Source organism: Pseudomonas sp. MH10, from assembly GCF_034353045.1.
Lineage (GTDB): Bacteria > Pseudomonadota > Gammaproteobacteria > Pseudomonadales > Pseudomonadaceae > Aquipseudomonas.
Genome location: NZ_CP133783.1, coordinates 2,473,095 through 2,496,180, shown reverse-complemented (window position 1 = coordinate 2,496,180; position 23,086 = coordinate 2,473,095). Strand labels below are relative to the sequence as shown.

The 23,086-nt window shown below is 56.2% G+C and carries 22 protein-coding genes; 10 read left to right on the top strand and 12 right to left on the bottom strand.

Annotation, left to right across the window (positions count from 1 at the left end; all coding sequences use genetic code 11):
• Positions 1–52: 52 nt before the first annotated feature.
• The gene (locus RHM59_RS11160) at positions 53–286 is read right to left on the bottom strand and encodes a DUF3820 family protein (RefSeq protein ID WP_322167899.1); all 234 of its coding nucleotides are present in this window, start codon (positions 284–286) and stop codon (positions 53–55) included.
• A gap of 225 nt (positions 287–511) precedes the next feature.
• Between RHM59_RS11160 and RHM59_RS11155 the strand changes: the two genes are divergently transcribed.
• Positions 512–982 (top strand): PA2169 family four-helix-bundle protein, encoded by a 471-nt coding sequence (locus RHM59_RS11155; RefSeq protein WP_322167900.1) that lies wholly within the window; start codon positions 512–514, stop codon positions 980–982.
• Between the two features lie 44 nt (positions 983–1,026).
• Here the strand turns inward: RHM59_RS11155 and RHM59_RS11150 are convergent, their stop codons facing one another.
• From RHM59_RS11150 to RHM59_RS11125, 6 genes are all read right to left on the bottom strand, one after another.
• Complete coding sequence (locus tag RHM59_RS11150; RefSeq protein WP_322286559.1) at positions 1,027–2,577, bottom strand: sensor domain-containing diguanylate cyclase; 1,551 nt, start codon at positions 2,575–2,577, stop codon at positions 1,027–1,029.
• A gap of 345 nt (positions 2,578–2,922) precedes the next feature.
• A complete protein-coding gene (locus RHM59_RS11145; protein WP_322286558.1) occupies positions 2,923–3,225 on the bottom strand; it encodes a hypothetical protein in 303 nt (100 codons plus the stop codon).
• Positions 3,226–3,411: 186 nt separating this feature from the next.
• Positions 3,412–4,785 carry a heavy metal sensor histidine kinase gene (locus RHM59_RS11140; RefSeq protein ID WP_322167902.1) on the bottom strand — a complete coding sequence of 458 codons (1,374 nt, stop codon included), beginning with the start codon at positions 4,783–4,785 and terminating at the stop codon, positions 3,412–3,414.
• Positions 4,775–5,452 (bottom strand): heavy metal response regulator transcription factor, encoded by a 678-nt coding sequence (locus RHM59_RS11135; RefSeq protein WP_322167903.1) that lies wholly within the window; start codon positions 5,450–5,452, stop codon positions 4,775–4,777. Before RHM59_RS11135 ends, RHM59_RS11140 begins: the two co-directional genes overlap by 11 nt.
• A 9-nt stretch (positions 5,453–5,461) precedes the next feature.
• Positions 5,462–8,575 carry a multidrug efflux RND transporter permease subunit gene (locus tag RHM59_RS11130; RefSeq protein WP_322286557.1) on the bottom strand — a complete coding sequence of 1,038 codons (3,114 nt, stop codon included), beginning with the start codon at positions 8,573–8,575 and terminating at the stop codon, positions 5,462–5,464.
• A complete protein-coding gene (locus RHM59_RS11125; protein WP_322286556.1) occupies positions 8,572–9,729 on the bottom strand; it encodes an efflux RND transporter periplasmic adaptor subunit in 1,158 nt (385 codons plus the stop codon). The genes RHM59_RS11130 and RHM59_RS11125 overlap by 4 nt, the downstream gene beginning before the upstream one ends.
• A gap of 282 nt (positions 9,730–10,011) precedes the next feature.
• Here RHM59_RS11125 and RHM59_RS11120 point away from each other — a divergent pair, with 282 nt between their 5' ends.
• The 7 genes from RHM59_RS11120 (at position 10,012) to RHM59_RS11090 (ending at position 16,866) form a co-directional block, all read left to right on the top strand.
• Entirely contained in the window at positions 10,012–10,374 is a 363-nt protein-coding gene (locus RHM59_RS11120; protein ID WP_322286555.1) for a hypothetical protein, read from the top strand.
• Positions 10,375–10,662: 288 nt separating this feature from the next.
• A complete protein-coding gene (locus RHM59_RS11115) occupies positions 10,663–11,244 on the top strand; it encodes a fimbrial protein (RefSeq protein WP_322167907.1) in 582 nt (193 codons plus the stop codon).
• Between the two features lie 60 nt (positions 11,245–11,304).
• Positions 11,305–12,054, top strand: a complete 750-nt coding sequence (locus RHM59_RS11110; protein WP_322286554.1) for a molecular chaperone — start codon at positions 11,305–11,307, stop codon at positions 12,052–12,054.
• A gap of 231 nt (positions 12,055–12,285) precedes the next feature.
• Positions 12,286–14,745, top strand: a complete 2,460-nt coding sequence (locus tag RHM59_RS11105; RefSeq protein ID WP_416195093.1) for a fimbria/pilus outer membrane usher protein — start codon at positions 12,286–12,288, stop codon at positions 14,743–14,745.
• Positions 14,742–15,524 carry a molecular chaperone gene (locus tag RHM59_RS11100; protein WP_322286553.1) on the top strand — a complete coding sequence of 261 codons (783 nt, stop codon included), beginning with the start codon at positions 14,742–14,744 and terminating at the stop codon, positions 15,522–15,524. The genes RHM59_RS11105 and RHM59_RS11100 overlap by 4 nt, the downstream gene beginning before the upstream one ends.
• The gene (locus tag RHM59_RS11095) at positions 15,521–16,510 is read left to right on the top strand and encodes a fimbrial protein (RefSeq protein WP_322167910.1); all 990 of its coding nucleotides are present in this window, start codon (positions 15,521–15,523) and stop codon (positions 16,508–16,510) included. The genes RHM59_RS11100 and RHM59_RS11095 overlap by 4 nt, the downstream gene beginning before the upstream one ends.
• A gap of 119 nt (positions 16,511–16,629) precedes the next feature.
• Complete coding sequence (locus tag RHM59_RS11090) at positions 16,630–16,866, top strand: hypothetical protein (RefSeq protein WP_322167911.1); 237 nt, start codon at positions 16,630–16,632, stop codon at positions 16,864–16,866.
• Positions 16,867–16,886: 20 nt separating this feature from the next.
• On the opposite strand, the gene RHM59_RS11085 is transcribed toward RHM59_RS11090, so the two are convergent.
• The 5 genes from RHM59_RS11085 to RHM59_RS11065 form a co-directional block, all read right to left on the bottom strand.
• Positions 16,887–17,849 (bottom strand): GlxA family transcriptional regulator, encoded by a 963-nt coding sequence (locus RHM59_RS11085; protein ID WP_322167912.1) that lies wholly within the window; start codon positions 17,847–17,849, stop codon positions 16,887–16,889.
• Positions 17,846–18,619, bottom strand: a complete 774-nt coding sequence (locus RHM59_RS11080) for a YkgJ family cysteine cluster protein (RefSeq protein ID WP_322286552.1) — start codon at positions 18,617–18,619, stop codon at positions 17,846–17,848. Before RHM59_RS11080 ends, RHM59_RS11085 begins: the two co-directional genes overlap by 4 nt.
• Before the next feature lie 222 nt (positions 18,620–18,841).
• Positions 18,842–19,165 carry a hypothetical protein gene (locus tag RHM59_RS11075; protein ID WP_322167914.1) on the bottom strand — a complete coding sequence of 108 codons (324 nt, stop codon included), beginning with the start codon at positions 19,163–19,165 and terminating at the stop codon, positions 18,842–18,844.
• 68 nt (positions 19,166–19,233) lie between these two features.
• Positions 19,234–19,689 carry a GNAT family N-acetyltransferase gene (locus RHM59_RS11070; protein ID WP_322167915.1) on the bottom strand — a complete coding sequence of 152 codons (456 nt, stop codon included), beginning with the start codon at positions 19,687–19,689 and terminating at the stop codon, positions 19,234–19,236.
• A gap of 65 nt (positions 19,690–19,754) precedes the next feature.
• Positions 19,755–20,654, bottom strand: a complete 900-nt coding sequence (locus RHM59_RS11065; protein ID WP_322167916.1) for a chemotaxis protein — start codon at positions 20,652–20,654, stop codon at positions 19,755–19,757.
• 292 nt (positions 20,655–20,946) lie between these two features.
• Between RHM59_RS11065 and hmpA the strand changes: the two genes are divergently transcribed.
• Positions 20,947–22,131 carry an NO-inducible flavohemoprotein gene (gene hmpA, locus RHM59_RS11060; RefSeq protein WP_322167917.1) on the top strand — a complete coding sequence of 395 codons (1,185 nt, stop codon included), beginning with the start codon at positions 20,947–20,949 and terminating at the stop codon, positions 22,129–22,131.
• Positions 22,132–22,326: 195 nt separating this feature from the next.
• Positions 22,327–22,836, top strand: a complete 510-nt coding sequence (locus RHM59_RS11055; RefSeq protein WP_322167918.1) for a disulfide bond formation protein B — start codon at positions 22,327–22,329, stop codon at positions 22,834–22,836.
• The last annotated feature ends 250 nt before the right edge of the window (positions 22,837–23,086 follow it).

Here is a 23,086-nt window from a genome sequence, read left to right as displayed (position 1 = left end):
GGTCGGGTTCCCCGTGTTTTTTTTGGCCGCACGAACCTGCTTTATAGCCTGGTCATTCAGGGCGAAAGGGTCGTTTACTGTTGCGCAGCGGATCCAGTAATGCGCCCAAGCCGTTGTGATCAATTTCATGCATCAGGGCCAACAATGCGCCCAACTCGCCATTGGGAAATCCTTCCCGAGCGAACCAGTTCAAATACTGTCCCGGCAGATCAGCGATAAGTCGGCCTTTGTATTTGCCGTAGGGCATTTCTCGGGTAACCAGTAACTCTAGTTTTTCAGGGTTCATGTGTGCGCCCATTTAGTTGGATGTGCTCTGGGCCGAACACGCGGTGATGTCGCGTACGATACGTGCATTCTGCATGCAGGCCAAACGACAGTTCTTGCAGAAAGAGCGATTTTCGTGATCTTTTTAATTCATAACCTATTGAAATTAAACAATTATTATTTGAAATAAAAGCTGGCACGGTCGCTGCTCTCTCTATTGTCATCATCCACCAAAGAGGAATTGGAAATGACCGACATCAATAAAGAAGCCGTTTCAGTGCTTAACGATCTGATCGAAACCAGCAAAGACGGTGAGAAAGGTTTTCATACCAGCGCCGAGGACATTAAGAATCCGACCGTGAAGGGCTTTTTTATCACCCGTTCGCAGGAATGCGCCGCAGCAGTTCGTAAACTTCAGGCTGAAGTTCGCACACTCGGTGGTGATCCAGATGACAGCTCTAGCGTAGGTGCATCGCTGCACCGTGCGTGGGTTGACTTGAAATCTGCCGTTACCGGAAAAAGCGATGAGGCCATTCTCAATGAAGTAGAGCGCGGTGAAGACCATGCGCTCAAAGCCTATAAAGAGGCTCTGGAAAAAGCCACTTCGAAGAACTTGCCTTCCAGCGTTGTCGCGCTCATTCAAGAACAACTGATGGGCACACAACGCAATCACGACCAGGTAAAAGCCCTGCGTGATCAGGCTCGTGCTCGCAGCTAATCAGCGTGCAGTGATACAAAAACGCCAGTCAGTCTGGCGTTTTTTTAGGGCGGTGAATCGCCGAGTTGGGCGGTTAGCGAAACAGGGAAAATAGGGGCGATTCCGCATTCAACGCGGTTGCGTCCTTTACGTTTCGCCTGGTAAAGCGCCTTGTCCGCGATGCTGGTCAGGCTTGCGAGGGTGTCATCGGGCTGATTGAGCTGGGAAGCGATGCCGATGCTGACGGTGATGGGTTGCTCGTCATTGGCGAACCGTGGCAGTGCTTCGATGGTGGCACGGATTGACTCGGCAATGATTCGCGCGCCAGCGAGCGGCGTCTCCGCCAATACCACGCAAAACTCTTCGCCCCCATACCGTGCGGCAAGGTCACCAGGGCGCCGAATGCTGCTCAGTATCGCTGCGGCCACGTTGCGCAAAGCTTCGTCGCCGCCGTGGTGGCCGTGACGGTCATTGAACGCCTTGAAGTGGTCAACGTCGATCATCAACAACGACATGGGTTGGCCTGAACGCAGGCCCCGCGACCATTCCGCTTTTAGCACTTGGTCCAGCCGCCGGCGGTTGGCCAGACCGGTCAAACTGTCAGTGGCCGCCAATTGTGCTAATTCATGTTCGGCGTTTTGGCGTAAGCGTAATTCCCGGCACAGCAAGAAGGTCAGCCAGAAGATGCCAATGCACAAGATGCCGGTAGCGCCGCCCACCAGCCAGGTGTTGCGCAGCCAGATGGCATAGACCTCGTTGATCGATTGCCCGACGACCACGATAAGAGGCAACTCCCCGACTTTGGCAAAGGTATACAGGCGCTCTTGGCTGTCGATGCTGGAGACACTAATGAACGTGCCGGTGCCTTCTTGGATAAAACGCTTGAAGTTGGGCCGCTGACCGAAGTTCTCACCGACCAAATTTGTGCTGTCCGTTTCGGGTTGCCGTGCCAGGAGAAAACCGCTGGTATTGATCAGACTGACGCTGCTGTCCCGGCCGACGTCCAGGGTTTTGAAAAGCTCTTTGAAGTACACCAAGCGCATTGCTCCCGACGCAACGCCCATGAACTCGCCGGTGGGAGAAGACATTCGACGGCTGAAGCTGATGCACCAATCGCGATAGCCCGTGTGTAGTTTAAATGGGTCGCTGATCAGCAGGCCAAGGTCAGGATTGTCCCGATGCGCCTGAAAGTGAGCCCGGTCGGCGAGGTTCAGGGTTCTGGGTATGATCGACAGCGAGTCGGCCAGGGTGTCCCCGTTTTTGTCGAGCAGTAACAATTCACCTTTATACGGCGCCGCCGTAGATCGGTCGAACAACACCAGTTGGCGCATGGCCGCCGTGAGATTACGCACCTCAGGCCGTTGCCACGCGGAAATCATGCCCAGCAACGATGTGTCATAAAGCTCTGCGTTGCGTTGTACATCCGCGTCGATCAACTGAACGATGTTAGACGCCGAGCGGGCAGCGAAATCCCTCGCGCTAGCACGTTCGCGGATGAGCAATGACGTGACAATGGCCACGATAGCGATGACCGCCAGCGTGCTACCGAAAATCAAAATATTTTCCGGCCTGGACCTATTGCCTGAGCTTGCAAAGTGAGGAAACGTTGAGTTCATTTTTGAGGTCTGAGTGAATAAACAACAGCAGATTTCATAACTTATTGATTTAAAAGAAATAGATCAAATCGATTAAGTGTTTTGAATAAACGTAAATGTTTTTTATACACAGTGCGTTTCGCGGGTTGAATCAGAGTGCTTTTTTACAATTATTGCAAGTCGGACATGTCTTTAAAGAGTGTGCGATTGCATGTCGGCTGGCGAAAAAGACGCCTCGAAAGGGCGTAAAGGCGGGACATTCGTTAAACGTTACGCAAAAAAAAGCCACTGGTGACAGTGGCCATAAAAACAGTCGATCAAGAGTGAAGTCCAATCGACTGTCGAGGGAAACGGTTTAACCAGTGATCAGCTCTTTCGCGTCGTGTCGGAATTATCACGTTCCACCGACTTTTCCTGTGTCTGCTCTTTGCTTGGGATCTTCGCGGTCATTTCGGCTTGGGACTTCTCGATCGACGCGTGGCGGGCAGCGTTTTGCGCGGCGAACGACTGAGACTCTTCGGCAGATGCCTGTGCGGACAACAGAAATGAGGACAAAACGAAAATGCTGGCGATACCCATACCGGATGACATTTTTAAAACCTTCTTGCTGGCAAGTGCTAAATAAGTGCGACGAAAATATAGGGCGGGGGGCATTTGAAAAAGAGACATGTGCTCAATGAACTGTTGCGGGAACGGTAATAAAACAGTGTTTTAAAAAATCTGTACATCGCCAGAACCGTGGGACCGAATGTATTCGGGAAGGCTTCGGTCCTGACACGCTGCAATTTCAAACAACACACAGTGCCAACCAGTTTGCTGCGCGATAGCGCTGCGTTGGAGACGCTGGGGCGTCTCCTATAGCTCCGGGAACGGCAGGTTGATGCCGAAGGTGTTGATGCCTTCTTGGCTGCTTACAAAGACAGTACCGCCGTGCATCAGTGCGATGGCTTTGACGATGGCCAGACCCAGGCCATGGTTGGCGCCGCTGTTGCTGCGGGAGGCGTCGACGCGGTAGAAGCGCTCGAACAACATCGGCAGGTGTTCGCTGGCAATTTCGGCACCAGGGTTCGCGACGCCGATGCTAACGTGGTCACCTTCAGTCTGGATGTCGACCCGGATCACTTGGCCCGCAGCCGTGTGCTGCACGGCGTTGTGCAGCAGGTTGATCAGTGCCCGTCGCAGGTGGGCTTTTTCAATCCGAACGCTGGCATCGCCAACCACTTCGACGCGTACGTGCGCGTCCTCGAGGATGAAGTCCAAATAATCCAGAGTGGTGGCGACTTCTTCGGCCATTGAGGTGCAGGTCAGTGCGGTGGCTTTGCTGCCTTGGTCGGCGCTGGCGAGAAAGAGCATGTCGTTGATGATCGAACGTAATCGTTCAAGTTCTTCAAGGTTCGATTGCAGCACCTCGAAGTAATGTTCTGCCGAGCGCCCGCGCGTCAACGCCACCTGTGTCTGGCCAATCAGATTGGTTAAAGGGGAGCGCAGCTCATGGGCCACATCGGCATTGAACGATTCGAGCCTCGAATAAGCCTGCTCGACGCGCTCCAGCGTGGAATTGAAAGAGCTGACGAATTGATCCAGTTCGGGCGGCAATGGCGATAACTGTAAGCGCCCCGATAACCGGGGGGGTGCCAGTTTTTGCGCTTCCAGCGACAGGCTGACCAAGGGTTTCAAGCCGATCCGCGCCGCCCAATACCCCAACACCGACGCGAAGACAATGCCGATGGCCGCGAGGCTGATCAGCGCGAGCAATAACGCGTGTTGGGTATGCCAAAACGTATCGGTATCAATGCCGATCAAAAAGCGCAGAGGCGGACGTTCATCCTTCGCCGGAAATTGGCTCACCAACACTTTGAACGGGTATTCATGATCAGCCAGGGTCATGTCGCGCATGCCCAGCGGGCCTTTTGCAAAATCGCGAATCGCCTCGGTGGGGTTACCAAATTCATAGGCCGGGTTGTCACTGGTTACCCAAAACCGAATGCGCTTGTCGTCTTCGCTAAGCAGCTTGAGTTTGGCGCTGATCTTCGCCCAATGCTCTGGCGTGCCGAAGCGTGTAAGCGTTGATTGCAACACGCTATAACGCGCGTCCACTTCCGCGGCGGGTAATTGGCCGAGACCTTTGTTGACTTGCAGGTACAAGGCCCAGCCAATCAGCAAGAACACCAACAAGGCGACTAGCGCAAACATGCTACTCAGGCGTAGGGCGATGGAGTTAGTCGCCACTGCGGCTCTCCAAGACGTAGCCCATGCCGCGAATGGTGTGCAGCAGTTTTTCCTCGTACGGCCCATCCAGCTTGGCCCGCAGGCGTTTGATCGCAACCTCGACGACGTTGGCGTCGCTGTCGAAATTAATGTCCCAGACCATCTCGGCAATCGAGGTCTTCGAAAGAATCTGGCCTTGGCGCCGCGCCAATACACTGAGCAGTGAAAATTCCTTGGCGGTCAAGTCCAGGCGCAATCCGCGGCGACTGGCTTTGCGGCTGATCAAGTCCACCCACAGGTCGGCAATGCTGATCTGGACGGGCTCGTGCCCGCCACTGCGCCGGGTCAGGGCTTGCAGGCGTGCAACCAGTTCGAGAAAGGAGAACGGCTTGCCCAGGTAATCGTCGGCGCCTTCACGCAAGCCGCGAATGCGGTCGTCAACGTTTTCCCGTGCAGTGAGCATGATCACCGGCGTTTGCTTGCGGGCACGCAACGCGCGCAACACGCCGAAACCATCCAGGCCGGGGAGCATGACGTCGAGGATAATCACCGCGTAGTCACTCTCCAAGCCCAGGTGCAGGCCTTCGATACCCTCGCGGGCCAGGTCCACGGTGTAGCCTTGCTCGGTCAAGCCGCGATGCAGGTAATCAGCGGTCTTTTCTTCGTCTTCAATGATCAGCACGCGCATGGGCGACACTCACTTGTCTATGGCCAGAACCGGCGCTGGCCCAGCCGCAGGTTTTGGCTCGCGCCGGTGAAACAGCCGTTCAAGCTGCAGATAAATCACGGGTGTGGTGAATAGCGTTAGTACCTGACTGACCAGCAAACCCCCAACCACCGCGATACCCAACGGTTGGCGCAGCTCCGCGCCGACCCCGTAGCCGAGCATCAGCGGCAAGGCGCCGAGCAAGGCCGCCAAGGTGGTCATGATGATCGGTCGAAAACGCGTCAGACAGGCTTCAAAGATGGCGTCTTCAGGGTTTAGCCCACGATTGCGTTGTGCATCGAGAGCAAAGTCGACCAGCAGGATACCGTTTTTCTTGACGATACCGATCAATAGCACGATGCCGATCAAGGCCATGATTGAGAAATCCTGGCCCATCAACCACAGCAGCAACAGTGCGCCGATACCTGCGGATGGCAGCGTGGAGATGATCGTCAGCGGATGGACAAAGCTTTCGTATAGCACGCCTAGGATGATGTACACCGCAACCAGCGCCGCCAATACCAGCCAGGGTTGGTTGGCCAATGAACTCTGAAACGCCTGCGCCGCGCCTTGGAAGGCGCCGATGATGGTGTCTGGCATGCCGATGTCGGCTTTGGCCTGATTAACCATTAGCACCGCATCGCCCAACGCCACGCCTGGTGCGAGGTTAAAAGACAGGTTGGCGGCCGGGAACATGCCGTCATGGCTGATCGACAGCGGTCCCACGCTCGGTGGATCGACCTTGGCCAAGGCTGACAGCGGGACCATTTCGCCGCTGAGGGGCGAGCGCAGGTAGAAATAATTCAGGCTCTCGGCTTTGCCGCGTTGCTCGGCAGCGAGTTCGAGAATCACTTTGTATTGGTTGATGTCGGTCTGGAATTCATTAATCTGCCGCTGCCCGAACGCATCGTATAACGCCTGATCGACGTCGCTGGTGGTCAGGCCAAAGCGGGCTGCGGCGGTGCGATCAATGCTGATATGGGTAATGCTGCCACCCAGTTGCAAGTCGTTGGACAGGTCACGAAACGCCGGGCTTTCGCGCAGTTTTTCGGTTAGGCGTTGGGTCCAGGTGTTGAGGAGTTGGCCATCATTGCTCTTGAGCACGTACTGGTATTGAGCGCGACTCGGCCCCGAACTGAGGTTGATGTCTTGGCCCGCCCGCAAGTACAAAACGATGCCCGGCACTTTGGCCAGTTTCGGTCGCAAACGGTCGATGAACTCGCTGACGGAAACGTCGCGATCACTGCGGTTTTTCAGCGCAATCCAGAAGCGCCCGTTGGCGATGGTCTGGTTACTGCCGGTGACGCCCACCGAATGCGAGAACGCTTGAACGGCGGGGTCTTCGCCGACGATTTTCGCCAACGCCAAGTGTTTTTCGACCATGTCCGGGTAGGAAATATCGGCAGCGGCCTCGCTGGTGCCCAGCACGAACGCCGTATCCTGCACCGGGAAGAAGCCCTTGGGAATGAACACATAACCGACGATGGCGAGCACCAAGGTGATGCCGAAAATGCTCAGCATTGCCCGTTGGTGAGCCAGCGCCTTGCGTAAGCCACGCTCATACAGCGCTACTAAACGCTCGCCGAAACCGGGTTTGGCGTGAGGGTCGTGTTTAGGCGCACGCATGAACAACGCCGCGAGGGTCGGCGCCAGCGTCAGGGACACCACCACTGAAATCAAAATGGTCGCAGTGGCCGTCAGCGCAAATTCCTTGAACAGCCGCCCGACCACGCCCCCCATGAACAGCAGGGGGATGAACGCTGCGACCAGCGAGAAGCTGATGGAGACCACGGTGAAACCAATTTCGCCTGACCCTTTGATCGCGGCTTCGCGCATGCCGTCGCCCGCTTCGAGGTGACGGTGGATGTTTTCCACCACCACAATCGCATCATCGACCACAAACCCCACGGCCACCACGATCGCCACCAGCGTCAAGTTGTTCAGGCTGAAACCGGCGACGTACATCATCGCGAAACTGGAAATCAGCGATACGCCTAATACGGCGCTGACGATCAGCGTTGCGGACAATTGGCGCAGGAACAAGGCCATGACCGCGACCACCAACAGGATGGCGATCAACAGGGTGATTTCGACCTCATGCAGCGAGGCGCGAATGGTTTTGGTTCGGTCCACCAGAATCGAAACGTCCACCGAGGCCGGTAGCATTTCTTGCAGGCGCGGCAATTCGCGTTGGATGCGGTCTACGGTGTCGACAATGTTCGCGCCGGGCTGACGGAAGACCACGATATTCACGCCCTGTTGATCGCCGGTCCAGGCTTTGACGTAGGCGTTTTCCGAACCGTTGATTACCCGGGCGACGTCCTTCAGGTGTACGGGGGCGCCGTTTTTATAGGAAATGATCAGCGGTTCGTAGTCTTGGGCCTGGAACAGCTGATCGTTGGACGAAATGGTCGATACATTGTTTTTGCCGTAGAGCGCGCCTTTGGCCAGGTTCAAGCTGGTCTGTTGCAGCGCCACGCGAATGTCGGCAAGGGTCAAACCGAGGGCCGCCAACTTCTCCGGTGCGGCCTGCACTCGAATCGCCGGACGTTGCTGACCGGTAATGTTGACCAATCCTACGCCGTCAATCTGGCTGAGTTGGCGAGCGAGCAGCGATTCGGTGATATCACTGAGCTGGTTACCGGGCATCAGGTTGGAGCTGACGCTCAGAATCAGCACCGGGCTGTCTGCCGGGTTTACTTTGCGCCACGTGGGCAAGCTTGGCAGGTCGGCGGGCAGCCTGCCTGCCGCGGTGTTGATTGCTGCTTGAACTTCTTGCGCGGCGGTGTCGATGCTTTTATTGAGGCTGAATTGCAGTGTCAAGTTGGTGGAACCCAGCGCGCTGCTGGACGTCATCTGGATGATGCCGGGGACGGCGCTGAACTGGACTTCCAGCGGTGTAGCAACCGAAGACGCCATGGTTTCCGGGCTGGCGCCGGGCAAGGAGGCGGTGACCTGAATCGTCGGGAACTCAGCTTCCGGCAGCGGCGCTATCGGTAAGCGCGGAAAGGCGATCAGACCGAGCAGCACCATGGCGAATGTCAGCAGCAAGGTTGCGACCGGATGATCGACGCACCATGCAGAAGGTGAGCCTTTACCTTTCATCGTGCGTTCTCCAGCGCGGCGTCTTGGCTGGCCGGTTGATTGCCGAGAATATCAACGCGCGACCCTGGTTTTAGTCGCGACTGGCCGTCGCTGACCAGTACATCACCCGCGTTCGGGCCTTTGATCAGGGTCAGGTTGCTGTCCTGATACAGCACTTCAACCGGCACCACTTCGACTTTTCCGCCGTTCACCCGGTAGGCGAAATGGTTGTCGATGCCGCGCTGGACCACCTGGGGCGGAACCTTAAGCGCGTCACGGTCTACAGCGGTTTGAATCCTGATCGTCACCAACTGGCCCGGCCAGAGCTTTTCGTCTGGATTGCTGAATTCGGCCTTGGCGCGAATGGTGCCGGTATTGGCCGCGACCTGATTGTCGATCAAGGTCAACGTGCCTTGGCCTAACAACGTGCCGTTATCGCCGTCGCCGATATAGGCGTTAACCACCGCTGGGGTCGTGGCGTGAACAAGACCCTGCAAGGTCGGCAGCATTTGCTGCGGTAAAGAAAACTCGACGGACACCGGGTCAATTTGCGTCACAGAGAACAAACCGTCGGTGTCACTTACCCGCAGGAAATTACCTTCATCGACGGTACGAATACCGACGCGCCCGGTCACCGGTGAGTGAATCTGGGTGTAGGACAGTTGAACTTGGGAGGCACTGATCGATGCTTTATTGCCCAGTGACGTGGCTTCAAGCTGATGCACCAGCGCCTGTTGCTGGTCGAAAGTCTGCTTGGAAATGCTGTTGTCGGTGGTCAGCAAGCTATAGCGTTTCAAGTTGAGTTGCGCCACGTCTAATTGCGCCTGGCTTTGTGCCAGTTCGGCCTGGGCTTGGGCCAGCGTGGCGCGTATCGAGCGGTCATCAATGGTTGCCAACAGATCACCGGCTTTGACTTGCTGTCCTTCCTTGACCAGCAGCTTGGTCAGGATGCCGTCTACCTGCGGACGGACGATAACACTGTGCAATGACAACACTGATCCGATGCCGCTGACATAACGCGGCACGTCTTCTTTGACCACGCTGATGACCCGTACCGGGATAGCAGAGGGTGCTGAGACCTTGGCGGCAGCCGGGCGAGTGAAAAACCAGCCAATCAGCGCGATGAGCGCGATGACGATGAGGGCGGCGAATACGGTTCGGGTCGGTTTACGCATGCTGGATTGTCGCCGGGGCAGGTCAAGAAGAAGGGGGCTCGAAAGGTGGGTCGAGCATCCAGGAGTCAGCTCTTTCGTTATAGCCCTCCCATAGGGTCAGCAAACTGACGGCTAACTGACAGAATTGTCAGCAAACGCTGAGGGATCTTGGAAAAACTCAAGGCACGACTGTTTCTGCCGATAAAAATAATAGAGATCCGAAGTTGCGAATATTGTTTTTTAATGTAAATGATTGAACGCGTGTTGAAAGGTTGCTGAAAGAAAAGATAGGAAAGTTCCTACATGAAGCTTTCCTTTCTTAGAGTGAAACGCTTCAGGCGGAGCAGTGCGATGAGCAAAAAAACAGTGGGTTTTATCCTGTTTTCTATAGTGATTCTGGCTTTCAGCGCCGAAGTTGTCGCCAATGGTAACGGTATTAAATTCAAAGGCCAGGTTGTCAGATCATCGTGCGAGGTCCGGCGGTTGGTTGACATGAAATCCTTGAGGCAGACACAGCTGATTCGGGTTTCACCCCCTGTCATCGTGGGCCTGGACCGCTATCGCAATGCTTGCAGCGGCGATGACGCGGCCTTCAATGTGTCATTCGGCGGCGCCGCTAAAAATGACACATCCGCCGTCGGAGTTGTCATCGTGACCTATCAATAGTCAGTAACTCACCCTAAAAATGGTTTCAGCTTCATACACTCTCTAAGTTACCTATTCGTAATTCCTACCTTTGCCAAGGTTTTACATGTTGTGTCCGCGCTGTAAGCCCCGGTTTTTTGGGTGTTTAATCATTAATCTGAATTTGCCTACGGAAAAGGCCTGCATCCACTGTTGCCAAGTCGTTATCAATAAGATGGTTATTCTGACAGCGGCCTTTGGATCGGATCGTTATAGTTCAGCTCGTCCAGTGATGGGCAAACATGAACACACACAAGGAATGTTATTCTTATGAAAAAACTCTCTCTCGCATTAGCTGTACTGGGCGCTGTTGGTTTGGGTGCAATGAGCACTGCAAACGCTGCAAATAACGGGAAATTGGTGTTCAACGGCACGCTGACGAACATTTCCTGCGCAGTCGGCCCGGGCGCTGGCGTTGGCGCGGGTCCTAATGGGGACATCAACGTTGATCTGGGCAACGTATCGTTCTCTGATATTGGCGCTGCAAGCGATACCAAGCTGGAAACCGCTACGCCAGTTCAGTTACTGGTCAACTGCAGTGCGGGCGTTGAGCAATACAGCACGGTAAAAATGCGCTTCGTTGCCCGCTCCGGCAGCGGTTTGGATAACAACGACTCCAAACTGTTGCGCACTACGGGCGCTGCGGATGGCGTGGGTATTGGCCTGCTGAACGCTCAGAACCAGATCATGGACTTGAGCGGTACCGAAACCATCGACAAGCCATTGATCAAGGATGGTGCTGGAGGCGCAACGGCTGAGCTGAATTTCGGTGCGGTCTACGTGCTTAACGGCACGCCGACCAATCCAGGTAACGCGGACGGCTTCATGCCTTTCGTACTGGACTACGAGTAACAGCATTGACGGGGTGAGTTTTCTCACTCCGTCACACTTCGTTTTCAGGCGACTGCCATCATGGTTTACACCCCGATTCGATACGCCTGCTTATTGCTGGCGCTCATAACGGCCGCCGGCGTTCAAGCGGGCATTGTGCTCAACACCACCCGCATCATTTATCCCGCACAGGACAAAGAAGTCAGTTTCGGCGTACACAACAGCGGCGGCGGGGAAATCCTTTTGCAATCCTGGCTTGAAGCCACTGCCGAAGAGACGGGTAATTTGCCGTTCGTCATCACCCCTGCCTTAACTCGCATGCCGGGCGACGGTAAGCAACTGTTGCGGATCATGTATGCCGGTTCAGACATGCCTCAGGATCGCGAGTCGGTGTTCTGGCTCAATGTTCAAGAGATCCCGCAGACCGCCGCGGCCAACGCTTTGCAGATCGCTATTCGTCAGCGCATCAAAGTGTTTTTCCGCCCTCAGGGATTAAGGGATGTACCTGCCGAGGCACCGCAAACGCTGCGATGGCAGCTTTTACGCAATGACGTGCTGCGGGTGAGTAATCCAGGTTCATACCACGTGTCCATGGTCCGAATTGAGGCCCATGACGGCGCCACTCAGGTGATGAACAAGGAGAGTCATATGCTGGCTCCGAAACATTCGCTGGACATTACGCTGAGCAAACCGTCAGGGGACCGACCGGTGTCCGTCAGCTTCATCAGCATCAATGACTTCGGTGGGCAGGTGCAATATCGCGCCACCTTAAACGGGCGTGAAATCGCCAGTGCCGTCGTGCTCCAAAAAAGCGATCGCGCTCCCCAATAGCGATTAAAAACCTCTTCATATACCGAGCAATCCGAGTTGCGACCTGTGCGCATCCTCGGCGGGTTGCGCCTGTGCGAAAGGACTCTGCAGCGCGACTGTACTCCAAGGATTGAGTGATAACTGCACATGGAACGGTACCCGCTTAACAGCAAACGATTTTTCGCAAGCCATTTTTCAGAGCGTGCATCGAGCAAGCTGAGTGCGCTCAGTGTCGGCGTCGCCATGGCGTCGATGACTGCGCTGACCGCAACAGCCGATCAAGCCAGCACCTCTTCGCCGAGCGCTCCCGTCACCTTTAATACTGCTTTTATTCAGGGCACCAACGAGCCGGCGGACCTCGAAGAGTTTTTACGTGGGAACAGCGTGTTGCCCGGCACCTACAGTATCGACGTCTACGTCAATCGCACCTTGGCCGGGCGTCGTGACATCCGTTTTGTGCAAAGCCCGACATCGAAGAAGGTGGAGCCTTGCCTGACGCTGGACATGCTCCAGAGTTTTGGTCTCGACATTGAGCGCTTGCAGCAGGCTTCTGACTCAGTAAGCGACGGACTACCAACGGCGTGTTTTGATTTACCAACACACCTGCAGTTCGCACGCGTCGAATACCAGCCCAATAGCCTGCGCTTGTCCATCAGCGTGCCCCAGGCCGCGATGGCGCGTAGCGCTCGGGGTTACGTGGAACCAGAACTGTGGGACGAGGGCGATACCGCCGCGTTTATCAATTACAACTTCAGTGCGGTGCGCCGGCACAATCAGCAAGAGCAGACTGACCAATATTATTTAGGGCTGCGCAACGGTTTTAACCTCGGTGCGTGGCGCCTGCGCAATGAATCCTCGCTGACCTATGGCGGCAATCAGCCTTATCGGTTCGCTAGCAATCGTACCTACGCCCAGCGTGACCTGACGGCGCTCAGGAGCCAGCTCACCCTCGGTGAGGTCTATTCAAATTCATTGATTTTCGACAGCGTGCGGTTTAGAGGCGCGGCGATTGATTCGGATGACGGCATGCTGCCCGACAGTGAGCGGGTGTATGCGCCAACGATTCGGGGTATTGCCGAAACCAATGCCACGGTGGAAGTCCGTCAAAACGGTTATTTGTTGTACAGCAGCACCGTCTCCCCCGGTCCGTTCGAAATCAGTGACATTTACCCCAGCGGTTCCAATGGCGACCTTTTGGTCACCGTCGTCGAAGCGAATGGGAGTACGCGTTCATTCACTCAGACGTTTGCGTCGTTACCGATCATGATTCCGCAGGGGGCCCTGCGCTACAGCTTCGCCCTTGGGCAATACGACAGCAATAGCGACTACCAGGCAACACCCGCGTTCACCACTGGCACGCTGGTTTATGGAGTGTCCGAGCGGCTAACCGGTTTTGGGGGTGTGCAATGGGCGCAGGATTATCAGGCGGGCAACCTTGGCGCCGGTATCAACTCGCCAGTGGGGGCTTTTTCGGCGGACCTCACGCAGTCCATCAGTGAGATCCGCGCGCAATCCCGACAAGGGCAAAGCGTTCGCCTGCGTTACGCCAACACCCTGGATATGACCCGCACCACCTTTGCCGTCGCAGGCTACCGTTATTCCACGGACCAATTTCGCACGCTGGAAGACCACGTTGATGAACAGGCCGAGCGTATTGGTCAAACCGTGGTCGGTCGGGCAAAAGACCGGCTGGAAGTCAACATCAGTCAATCGTTGCCCGCGCAGTCAGGCTCGTTGAGCCTCACCGCCAGCGATCAGCGCTATTGGAACTTGCCAGGTAAAACCCGTCAGCTTTTTTTGTCGTACAACGCCGCGTGGAAAACCATCAGTTACAGTCTGTCGGTCGAGCGTAATCAGCAGATGAATGCGGATGGGCAAGCGAACACTGACCATCGCCTCTCTGTGGGCGTGACAGTGCCGTTGGGTTCAAGCTCAACATCGTCGAGGGCTTCGTTCAATCTGGTTCGCGACAGCGGCGGCGATTACAACGCCCAAGCGGGGCTCAATGGCCAAATGTTGGAAGACCGAAATAGCTTCTACTCGGTCCAGGCCGGACACGACCGTAGCGCTGGCTCGTTTGGCTCGGGAAAACTCACGACCACGAAGCCGTATGGCCGTTTCGAAGCAGGGTATAGCCAAGGCCGTGATTACGATGCAATGAGCCTCGGGGCTTCCGGTTCATTGGTGGGCCACAGCGGCGGGATTAACTTCGGGCAACCCTTGGGTGAAACCTTCGCGCTGGTGCAAGTGCCACAGGTCAAAGGCGCGAAGCTGACCAACTACAACAACGTTGAAACGTCGGCCAATGGTTATGCCGTGCTGCCTTATGCCCAGCCCTATCGCACGAATTGGGTTGCACTGGATACGCGGCGTTTGGGCGCCGACATCGATGTCGAAGACGCCATCGTTCAGGTGGTGCCCAGGCGGGGCGCGGTGAGTGTGGTGCATTTCAACGCGTCCATAGGGCGCCGGGTGCAATTCGAACTGGTGCGTGCCGATGACAGCAAAGTGCCGCTGGGCGCCACGGTTGAAGATGAACAGGGCAAGCCGTTGGCGGTGGTCGATCCCACCAGTCGCGCACTGGTTTTGAGCGATCAGGACGCGGGCGTGCTACGGGTCAAGTGGTCCGATCAAAGCTGCCAAGTACCTTACCGCTTGCCGCCTAAAGACCCGGCCCGGGCCTATGAACGACTGAAGGTCACCTGCCAATGATTCGATCAAGTTGGTTGTGGATGGGCCTGCTGCTCACCGTCAGTGCTGCACAGGCCGCTGTGTCGTTGAGCGGAACGCGATTGATCTTCGACGGTGCATTTCGCGAAGTCAGCATTGAGGTGGTTAATCGTAGCAATCATGAGGTGCTGCTCCAGGCGTGGCTCAGCGATGCAGAAGATCTCGACGCCGATCAATCTCACGACTTGCCTTTTGCGCTGACGCCGCATTTGTCTCAACTGTCGGCCAACGGCAAGCAGGCATTGCGTCTTCTGTATGAAGGCGTCGGCAGGCCTCAGACGCGCGAGTCTCTACTGCATTTGTACGTGATGGAAATTCCCCGGCGGGTGGAGGGTGAGAACCAGCTAAGCATTGCGATTCGCCAACGCATCAACGTGTTTTATCGACCGCAGGGTTTGTCTGGCGACCCGGCACAAACTGCCGAGGCGTTGCTGTGGAGTCTGATGCGTGACGAGGACGGTGCGAGTTTTCTGCGGGTCAGTAATCCCACGGCTTACCACGTCTCGTTACAACACCTGCAACTCGACGGCACAGCGGGGAAACAGCTCGTCAGCGATTATCAATTGCTGCCACCGGGGATGACCCACAACTTGCCACTGGGTGCTGTCGCGCCCGGCAATCCCGGGTGGCATCACTTGTCCTTCACGGCACTCACCGACTATGGCGGTCAGCGTTATTACAGCGCTGAGGTTGATGGGCGTTCGCCGTTCAACGCTCGTTTGCGGCAGGCCGCCGCTTCTCTCAAGGATGTTCAACCATGACCTACACCCGACGGATCCGCTCCCTATTGGCGTTATTACTGTTCATTCCGGCGACCTGTTTCGCGTTGGTGTGTAAAGACAAGGGAACGGGGGCTTCCGTGATCCAGGCTGATCTCGGCAGCACGGTCGCTATCCCTGCGTCGGCTCCAGAGGGCACGATTGTCTGGCGCTCGGAGCAGTTCAACGTTCAGGTCGAGTGCTACAAAGATGGTTTGCAGGCTCAGCAGGAAGAGGTTTTCATTTACCTCAACCCGGACAACCGGCTGATCGGGCAGGGTATCCGGGCTGGACTGACCCTCAATGGTGTCGACTATCTCCAAAACAGTGGCCGGTTCAGCACTGGCCAAAGCCTGCCGGTGTGCAGCGAAGGGGATGCGAATATTGGCGCTTGTCCGCGTATCAGCTTCAATTTGGCCTTATCGGTATTCATCGAAAAATTCGGTCCGACGCCGCCTTCGGGCGTGGCCAGCCAATTGTTGGACTACCGCTTGCTGCAATTGGACAGCGCGGCGGGGCTGAACCCGTTGCCCGGTTATAACCTCAGCTACGTCATCAATAATCTGAACGGCCTACGGTTTATCGCCTGTGATGCCCAACTGCAGGTCATTCCGGAGACCGTCGAGTTTGGCGCGATAGGTATTCAGCAGGTGGCGGTGGGCCGGGTGATTGATCGGCGGCCGTTTTCGTTGGTGACCAACCGCACCTGTGACACGCCTTTCAGCCTCGGCGCGCAGTTCAAACCGGTCTCGGGCATCGTGTCGGGGGATTTTCTGGTGCCAGTGGCCAACGACGGTGTTGGCATCCGCATCGTCAATGCCAGCAATGGGGCCACGCTGCCGTATAACCAGCCGTTCCATCTGGCCGATCTGCTGGGAAATGACGCGTCCGCCAAAGCTGATTTCGATGCTGAATTAGTCTGGCAAACCCCCAACCCCAAAGCAGGTGCGTTTGAGGCCGAAGTCATCATCGACTTGTTTTACAAATAGAAGGCGATGGGAGGTTGGAGGCGGTGGCGGCGGGCCGGCTGGGATTCAGGTATGCTGCGCGACCTTGGGCGACTGCCCATCATTCGCCACACGACTGACTCGATACTTTTGGAGCTTCCATGACTACCCCCGTACACACGCCAGCTCCTGAAGCCGTCGCCGAGCCGGGCACCGAGATCGTCGCAGGTAAGAAAGCTGCGATCATTCCCGACTTCAAGTTTTCGTTCAAACCTGCTGACTTTGCGCCGGTGAAGACCTTGGAAGAGCCGTATTACAAGAAGTCCGGCAAAGCCAGCCACAACAAGATTCCTGGTGCTGCGCCGCATGGCACGCGCAAGTCCATGGGCAAACGCTGATCCCTTAGCGTGTTTAGCGCTTAGGCATGCTGCTGAAAGCGTTCGCGGTACTGGGTCGGCGTTACCCCCAGGCGCTGGCTGAAAATCAGGCGCATGCGGCTGGCACTGCCAAAGCCGCAGTGATAGGCCACCGCCTTGATCGCTAATTGGCTGCCTTCGAGCAAATGACGCGCGGCGTCGATCCGCGCCCGTTGCACGAACTCAGCTGGGGTCACTTTCGCGTCTCGGGCGAAGATTCGCGCAAAGCTTCGCGGACTCATGGCGACCACTTCCGCCAGCCGCTCCACGGAGAATGGCTCGGCGATGTGTTCCATGACGTAGCGCTGGATTTTCGCCACCGGTGAGCTGTCATCGTCGGGCGCTATCAGATACGGGCTGAACTGCGATTGCCCGCCCTGGCGCTGCACTACCACCAACAAACGCTTGGCCACCAACAATGCCACTGCGGCCCCGTGGTCTTCCGAGACCAATGCCAAGGCCATGTCGATCCCGGCGGTAACCCCCGCGGAGGTCATGAGCCGGCCATCGCGCACATAAATCCGGTCAGGTTCGACACGCGCCAAAGGAAATTGCTCGGACAGTTGGTGCGCGTGGCTCCAGTGCGTTGCCGCCTGTTTGCCATCGAGCAGTCCGGCGTGTCCCAAAATAAATGCGCCGGTGCAGATCGACCCATAGCGCCCGGCCAACGGCACCGCTTTGCGTAACCAGGCGGTTATAGCCGGGAGGGCCGCGGTTTCCGGCAACAGCGGACCACCCGGCACCAGCACTACATCAAAGGCATAGGGAGCATCTTCGATCGCGAACTCGGCACCCAGCGGCATGCCGTTGGACGCCATGATCGGAAAGGGCGCGGTGCCAATTGTCACGATGCGGTAGCTGCTGGCCGCCGGGACAAAACGGTTAGCTTCAGCGAACACATCCAATGGCCCGGCGACGTCCAATGACTGGACGCCGGGAAAAATCACAATCGCCACGCTCTTCATTGATGATCGTTCACGTCTGTTGTAAAGGAGATGAAGGTGTAGTTCAGGGGCTCACGGGTGACCACCTGAGCGCCAGCCGATCTTAGGGTATCGGCGATTTGCGGGCCTGACACGTGAAATGACCAACCCGACTCGGCGGACAGTTGCGGCAACGTAGCGGCCTCGCCGATTTTTTGCAGGGCGGCGGCGAAGGCAGCCATGTCCGGCAGATAAGCGGTGAAGCCATCGCCCTTGAGTGCGGCGGTGCGAATCCCCAGTACCTTGCAGATGGCGTCTTTGGTGGCCACCTCATCGCGGTCTGCCTGCCGCGATTGTTCGATGAGAGCTATCAGTTGAGCGTCCACCACTTGGCCTCCGAGGATGAAGTCCGGTCCCTGTTCCCACGCTTGGGGCGGGCAGTCTTTGGCCTCGGGTCGTAACGGGATCTGGGGATTGATCTCCATTGGATAAATCCGGCACACCAGCGGGCGACGGTCATAGATGCGGCACAGGTTTTCTGCGTCAAGATTCCGGCAAGGTCCCAGGTTATACGCGGCGAAGGTGATGGCCACGTAAACACTCGCGCTGCCGCTGGGAACCTGGCATGAGCGACGCTGTGCGTGGGTACGTTGCAGCGCTGATACGCCGTATCCATCTTCAAGAAAAGCCTCGGCCAATACGATCACCGAACCGCCATCGGCCGCCCATTGTCTGGCTTCGAGCAATGTCAGGGGGACGTGATGGTCAGTGCAGCACTTGCCGCACCCTACACAAGAAAATTGAGTATTCATTGAAGTGGAAAGCCAAATTAGAGCGCGTGATGAGGGTGACAGATTTACCCGCACCGTCACTGCCGAAGCAGGTTTGTAGCAAGTTGTACGCCATTGAAGCGGGGTTGGTACGGGGGGGCGCGCGTGAGCTGTTTAAACCATGCTGGCAAGGCGGTGGCTAGTTAGGCATATTTTGGCGACCGCCCCGATCAGATCGTGTGTGCGGCGAATCAGAGGTCGCGCTTACTTTTTCGCGGGAGTTAGCATTGAGTCCCATTCGGTGACCACCGCCGTTTGGCTTTGGCGCTGATACAGGCACAGCTCGGTGCCGACTTTGTTTTTCATGTGCGCTTGTGGGTAGTGACCTTTGAGCAGCAGCGCGCTGTAGCCGATGCTGTCGTCGAACAGCGCTGCGGTGCCTGCCGGTTTCACGTCTTTGAGTTGGCTGGCTTTCACACAGCTGGCGATGATTGCTTTATCCAAATCACTCCACGCTTGGTCGCTGGATGCATTGGCTTGGGCGCCAATGACCATAAGGCCTGTGAGCAATAGCAGGGATGCTTTCATGTCGGGTTCCTCTTTGAGCAGTGTCCATTGAATGCCAAATTATGGCAGACAGGCTCGGTGGGGGCTCGTTAGTCAACGGCGGAGCGTTGGACATAACTCATGCCGGATGTTTCATACAGGCATCGAGCGGCGTGATTGGTCTCCAGCACATTGAGGTCGACACTGGCTTCGCCGCGCAGGTGGAATTGATGAAAAGCGTGACTCAGCAAGGCTTGCGCCAGCCCTTGGCGCCGAGCGCGGGGGTGGACCACCAGATCGCGGATGAAGGCGCTGGTCCAGCAGTGCGCCGCGCCGATCAAACCGTGTTCATCCGCGGCAATTATCCACAGCGAAGGGTCTGACTCCGGCCCCGTAGCGCACTTACTGCTCCAAGCCTCATACGGCGCAACGCTGCCGCCGCCGTGTTGGTAACCGATGACTAAAAGCGCGTGTAACTGCGGCGCGATGTCTGCGCTGAACCTGACTCGATGGCTGCTGCCGGGCCATTGCCGGGGACTGCTGGCTTGACGGACGTCACGCCGCATTAGCCAACAGTACGGGCCGCAATTATGACTCAGCGTTACGGACGCTTCTTCTGAGTCGGCTGGGTTTAGATGCCTTGGGCCTCGACCGTACGGGCCGCTTGAATCAAGCATTTAGTCAACTCGGGAGAAGAAAATTTAGTCAGCACAGCGTTCGCCCCGGCAGCGCTGGCTTTGTCGCTGTTCATTTTGCTGTCTAGGGAGGTGTGCAGCAGCACGTACAAATCCTTGAAATCCGGTGTCTCGCGCAACGTTCTGGTAAATGCAAAGCCATCCATCTCCGACATTTCAATGTCAGAAACCACCACATTGATCTGCTCGGCGGTGCCTTGTAGTTCAAGCAGTTGATCGATGGCTTCTTTGGCGCTGCGTGCCGTGTGGCAATGAACCCCAAGGGTGCGCAGTGTAATCAGGGATTGCTGCAAGGCCACCTGACTGTCGTCCACCAGCAGAATATTGGCCTTGGACAAAACCCGGGCTTCGTCTTCGCTCAATTGAGCGGGTTCAGTGACAATTTTTGCCGGAGCAATGCCGTGGATGACTTTTTCGATGTCCAAAACCTGTACTAGCACGCCATCGACTTGGGTGACGCCGGTGATAAATGATCGGTTACCGGAGCCGTAAGGGGGGGGGCGGATGTCGGTGGTCAGGCAATGGACAATCTTGCTCACCGCCTGGACATGCAGGCCCTGCTTGGAACGGCTCACGTCGGTGACGATCAGGCATCCACCAGACGGGTCCAACAGCGGTTGCTCACCGATGGCTCGGCTGAGGTCGATCACCGACAACGACAAGCCGCGCAAGACCGCGACGCCTTGAACGTGTGGGTGGGATTCGGGCAAACGGGTCAGGGGAGGGCAGGGGATGATTTCGCTGACTTTGAGCAAGTTGATTGCCATCATTTTGCCGCTGCGCAAGGTAAACAGCAGCAACGATAGAGAGTCTGCGCGGGCTTTATTCGAGGACATATAAACCTTCTGGAATTAAAGGCGTCGCTGTACATGAGCGGCGAACAGCTTTCGATGCCGGGTTATCGACTTGCCTGGAGCAGGCTTGAGGAGCATTTGCGCCCAAGGTCATCGGTGGTGCGTTGCATCTGTAGTCATTAAGACACGCCTGCGTCTTTTTGACTTCGATTCTGGAAGTGTCAATTTGACACGTTATATTCAAGGTGTTGATTTATATAGGATTAATACATGGCACGAAAGCTGATAAGTCAAGGTAACCCGTTAAAAAGCCTTGCGGCTCAGGAGTCATACCGTGTTGAACGCTCATGATCGTGCCATTGTTAAATCCACTGTGCCACTCCTCGAAAGCGGTGGCGAAACTTTAACCACGTATTTCTACCAAATGATGCTGCGGGAATACCCCGAGGTGCGTCCACTCTTTAACCAGGCTCACCAGGCCAGTGGTGATCAGCCTCGTGCGCTAGCCAATGGCGTTTTGATGTACGCACGGCACATTGACGAGCTGGAACAGTTGGGCAATTTGGTTGCGAAAATCATCAATAAGCACGTTGCGCTACAGATCTTGCCGCACCATTACCCCATCGTCGGCACCTGTCTGATTCGCGCCATCGAAGAGGTGCTGGGCAGCGACATCGCAACCCCTGAAGTTTTACAGGCGTGGGGCAATGCCTATAAACAGCTGTCGGATATTTTGATTGGCGCTGAGCGAGTTATTTATGAGGAGAAAGCCGAGGCGGTTGGCGGTTGGCGCGGGGCTCGGGAATTTGAAGTGGCTCGTCGCGTTGATGAAAGTACTGAAATTACCTCGTTCTATTTTGTGCCTGTCGACGGTGAGGCGGTTCTGGATTACACCGCAGGCCAATACATTGGCTTGCAGCTTTTTATCAACGGTGAGGAAACGCGCCGCAACTATTCGTTGTCGGCGATAGCCGATGGCATTCAGTACCGTATCAGCGTTAAGCGCGAACCCCATGGTGTGGCGTCGAATTTTCTGCATGACCACGTGCACGTTGGCGAGCGCATCAATCTGTTTACACCCTCGGGGGAGTTCACCTTGGTCGATAGTATCAAACCGCTGGTATTGATCAGCGGTGGGGTTGGCATTACGCCGACACTGGCCATGCTTGAAACCGCGCTGTCGACCTCGCGCCCCGTGCATTTTATTCACTGCGCGCGTAATGGCGGCGTGCATGCGTTCCGGGATTGGGTTAATGACTTGGCGAGCCTTCATCCGCAGTTGAAGCACTTTTATTGCTACGCCGAGGACGACGGCGTTAGCCCCCAAGCGCAAGCAGTCGGTTTGCTCGACCAACAACAACTGGAGCAATGGTTGCCTGAAGACCGTGACCTAGATGCTTACTTCTTGGGTCCGAAAGGATTTATGGCCTCGATCAAGCGCCAGCTCAAGGCAGCGGGCGTGCCCGAGCAGCAAAGTCGTTACGAGTTTTTCGGCCCTGCGGCCGCGCTGGAATTGTAGGCGCAGGCTTGTCCGCTCCACACTTGTTCCGCGTTTGCTCTTCGACAGCGCGGTATCGAAGATGTAGCGAACCCTCCTACAGATCCGGTGGCAGCGGTTGTGCGCTTGAGCTGGAAACGACTGCCCATGATTATCTTGGGCGATCAAGCCGTTGAGCCTTTACACTCCGTGCCACACCATTCGAAGGGTAAAGGGATGAGCGACAACTTGATGTACCTGAGACGAGAGAAGAAATTTCTGGTGCTGCTGGGGGTGATTTGCCTCGCGATGATTGGTGGTGCGTTGTACATGCAGGTGGTGCTGGATGAGGCGCCGTGCCCGCTGTGTATCTTGCAGCGCTATGCGTTGTTGTTCATCGCCATTTTTGCGTTCATTGGCGCGTGGATGCCGGGCCGCCTTAGCACAACGGTGTTCGAGGGGTTTGTGATGCTCAGCGCCATAGGTGGCGCGGTGGTGGCCGGGCGTCATGCTTATATTCTTGCGCACCCGACCGAAAGCTGCGGTATCGATGTGCTTCAACCGATCGTCGACAGCCTGCCGCTGGCGTATTTGTTTCCGCTGGGTTTCCAAGTGGATGGCTTCTGCACCACGCCCTATCCGCCAATACTTGGTTTGTCATTGGCGCAGTGGGCGTTGGTGGCGTTTGTATTAACGATAGTCCTCGTTCCGTTGGGAATAATGAGTAACCGCCGTAGCGCTCGGTGAGCTTCAAGGATAGAATTCAAATGCCCTACATTATCTGTGGATATAGGGCGTTTATCTGTACCGGGTTTAGCCCGGTATTTGATTTTTGCAGAATCTGATATGAACTGTTGCTGAATAAGTCATAGTCAGCAAATGGTTACATATCTACAATCGCCAGCATTAACCAGTCAGCACCGCTCGCAGTAGCAAGAAACGATGCCCCCAGCGTCTCTACGACCTTAGTAGACAGCGCCAGCATCAGGCGTTGACA

Bases quoted from the DNA above. Each gene is read 5' to 3' on its own strand.
- RHM59_RS11130 (WP_322286557.1), bottom strand. From the start codon at position 8,575: ATGAAAGGTAAAGGCTCACCTTCTGCATGGTGCGTCGATCATCCGGTC.
- RHM59_RS11155 (WP_322167900.1), top strand. From the start codon at position 512: ATGACCGACATCAATAAAGAAGCCGTTTCAGTGCTTAACGATCTGATC.
- RHM59_RS11125 (WP_322286556.1), bottom strand. From the start codon at position 9,729: ATGCGTAAACCGACCCGAACCGTATTCGCCGCCCTCATCGTCATCGCG.
- RHM59_RS11080 (WP_322286552.1), bottom strand. From the start codon at position 18,619: ATGAATACTCAATTTTCTTGTGTAGGGTGCGGCAAGTGCTGCACTGAC.
- RHM59_RS11065 (WP_322167916.1), bottom strand. From the start codon at position 20,654: ATGTCCTCGAATAAAGCCCGCGCAGACTCTCTATCGTTGCTGCTGTTT.
- RHM59_RS11085 (WP_322167912.1), bottom strand. From the start codon at position 17,849: ATGAAGAGCGTGGCGATTGTGATTTTTCCCGGCGTCCAGTCATTGGAC.
- RHM59_RS11055 (WP_322167918.1), top strand. From the start codon at position 22,327: ATGAGCGACAACTTGATGTACCTGAGACGAGAGAAGAAATTTCTGGTG.
- RHM59_RS11160 (WP_322167899.1), bottom strand. From the start codon at position 286: ATGAACCCTGAAAAACTAGAGTTACTGGTTACCCGAGAAATGCCCTAC.
- RHM59_RS11120 (WP_322286555.1), top strand. From the start codon at position 10,012: ATGAAGCTTTCCTTTCTTAGAGTGAAACGCTTCAGGCGGAGCAGTGCG.
- RHM59_RS11135 (WP_322167903.1), bottom strand. From the start codon at position 5,452: ATGCGCGTGCTGATCATTGAAGACGAAGAAAAGACCGCTGATTACCTG.
- RHM59_RS11145 (WP_322286558.1), bottom strand. From the start codon at position 3,225: ATGTCTCTTTTTCAAATGCCCCCCGCCCTATATTTTCGTCGCACTTAT.
- RHM59_RS11090 (WP_322167911.1), top strand. From the start codon at position 16,630: ATGACTACCCCCGTACACACGCCAGCTCCTGAAGCCGTCGCCGAGCCG.
- RHM59_RS11100 (WP_322286553.1), top strand. From the start codon at position 14,742: ATGATTCGATCAAGTTGGTTGTGGATGGGCCTGCTGCTCACCGTCAGT.
- RHM59_RS11105 (WP_416195093.1), top strand. From the start codon at position 12,286: ATGACTGCGCTGACCGCAACAGCCGATCAAGCCAGCACCTCTTCGCCG.
- RHM59_RS11150 (WP_322286559.1), bottom strand. From the start codon at position 2,577: ATGAACTCAACGTTTCCTCACTTTGCAAGCTCAGGCAATAGGTCCAGG.
- RHM59_RS11070 (WP_322167915.1), bottom strand. From the start codon at position 19,689: ATGCGGCGTGACGTCCGTCAAGCCAGCAGTCCCCGGCAATGGCCCGGC.
- RHM59_RS11095 (WP_322167910.1), top strand. From the start codon at position 15,521: ATGACCTACACCCGACGGATCCGCTCCCTATTGGCGTTATTACTGTTC.
- RHM59_RS11075 (WP_322167914.1), bottom strand. From the start codon at position 19,165: ATGAAAGCATCCCTGCTATTGCTCACAGGCCTTATGGTCATTGGCGCC.
- RHM59_RS11110 (WP_322286554.1), top strand. From the start codon at position 11,305: ATGGTTTACACCCCGATTCGATACGCCTGCTTATTGCTGGCGCTCATA.
- RHM59_RS11115 (WP_322167907.1), top strand. From the start codon at position 10,663: ATGAAAAAACTCTCTCTCGCATTAGCTGTACTGGGCGCTGTTGGTTTG.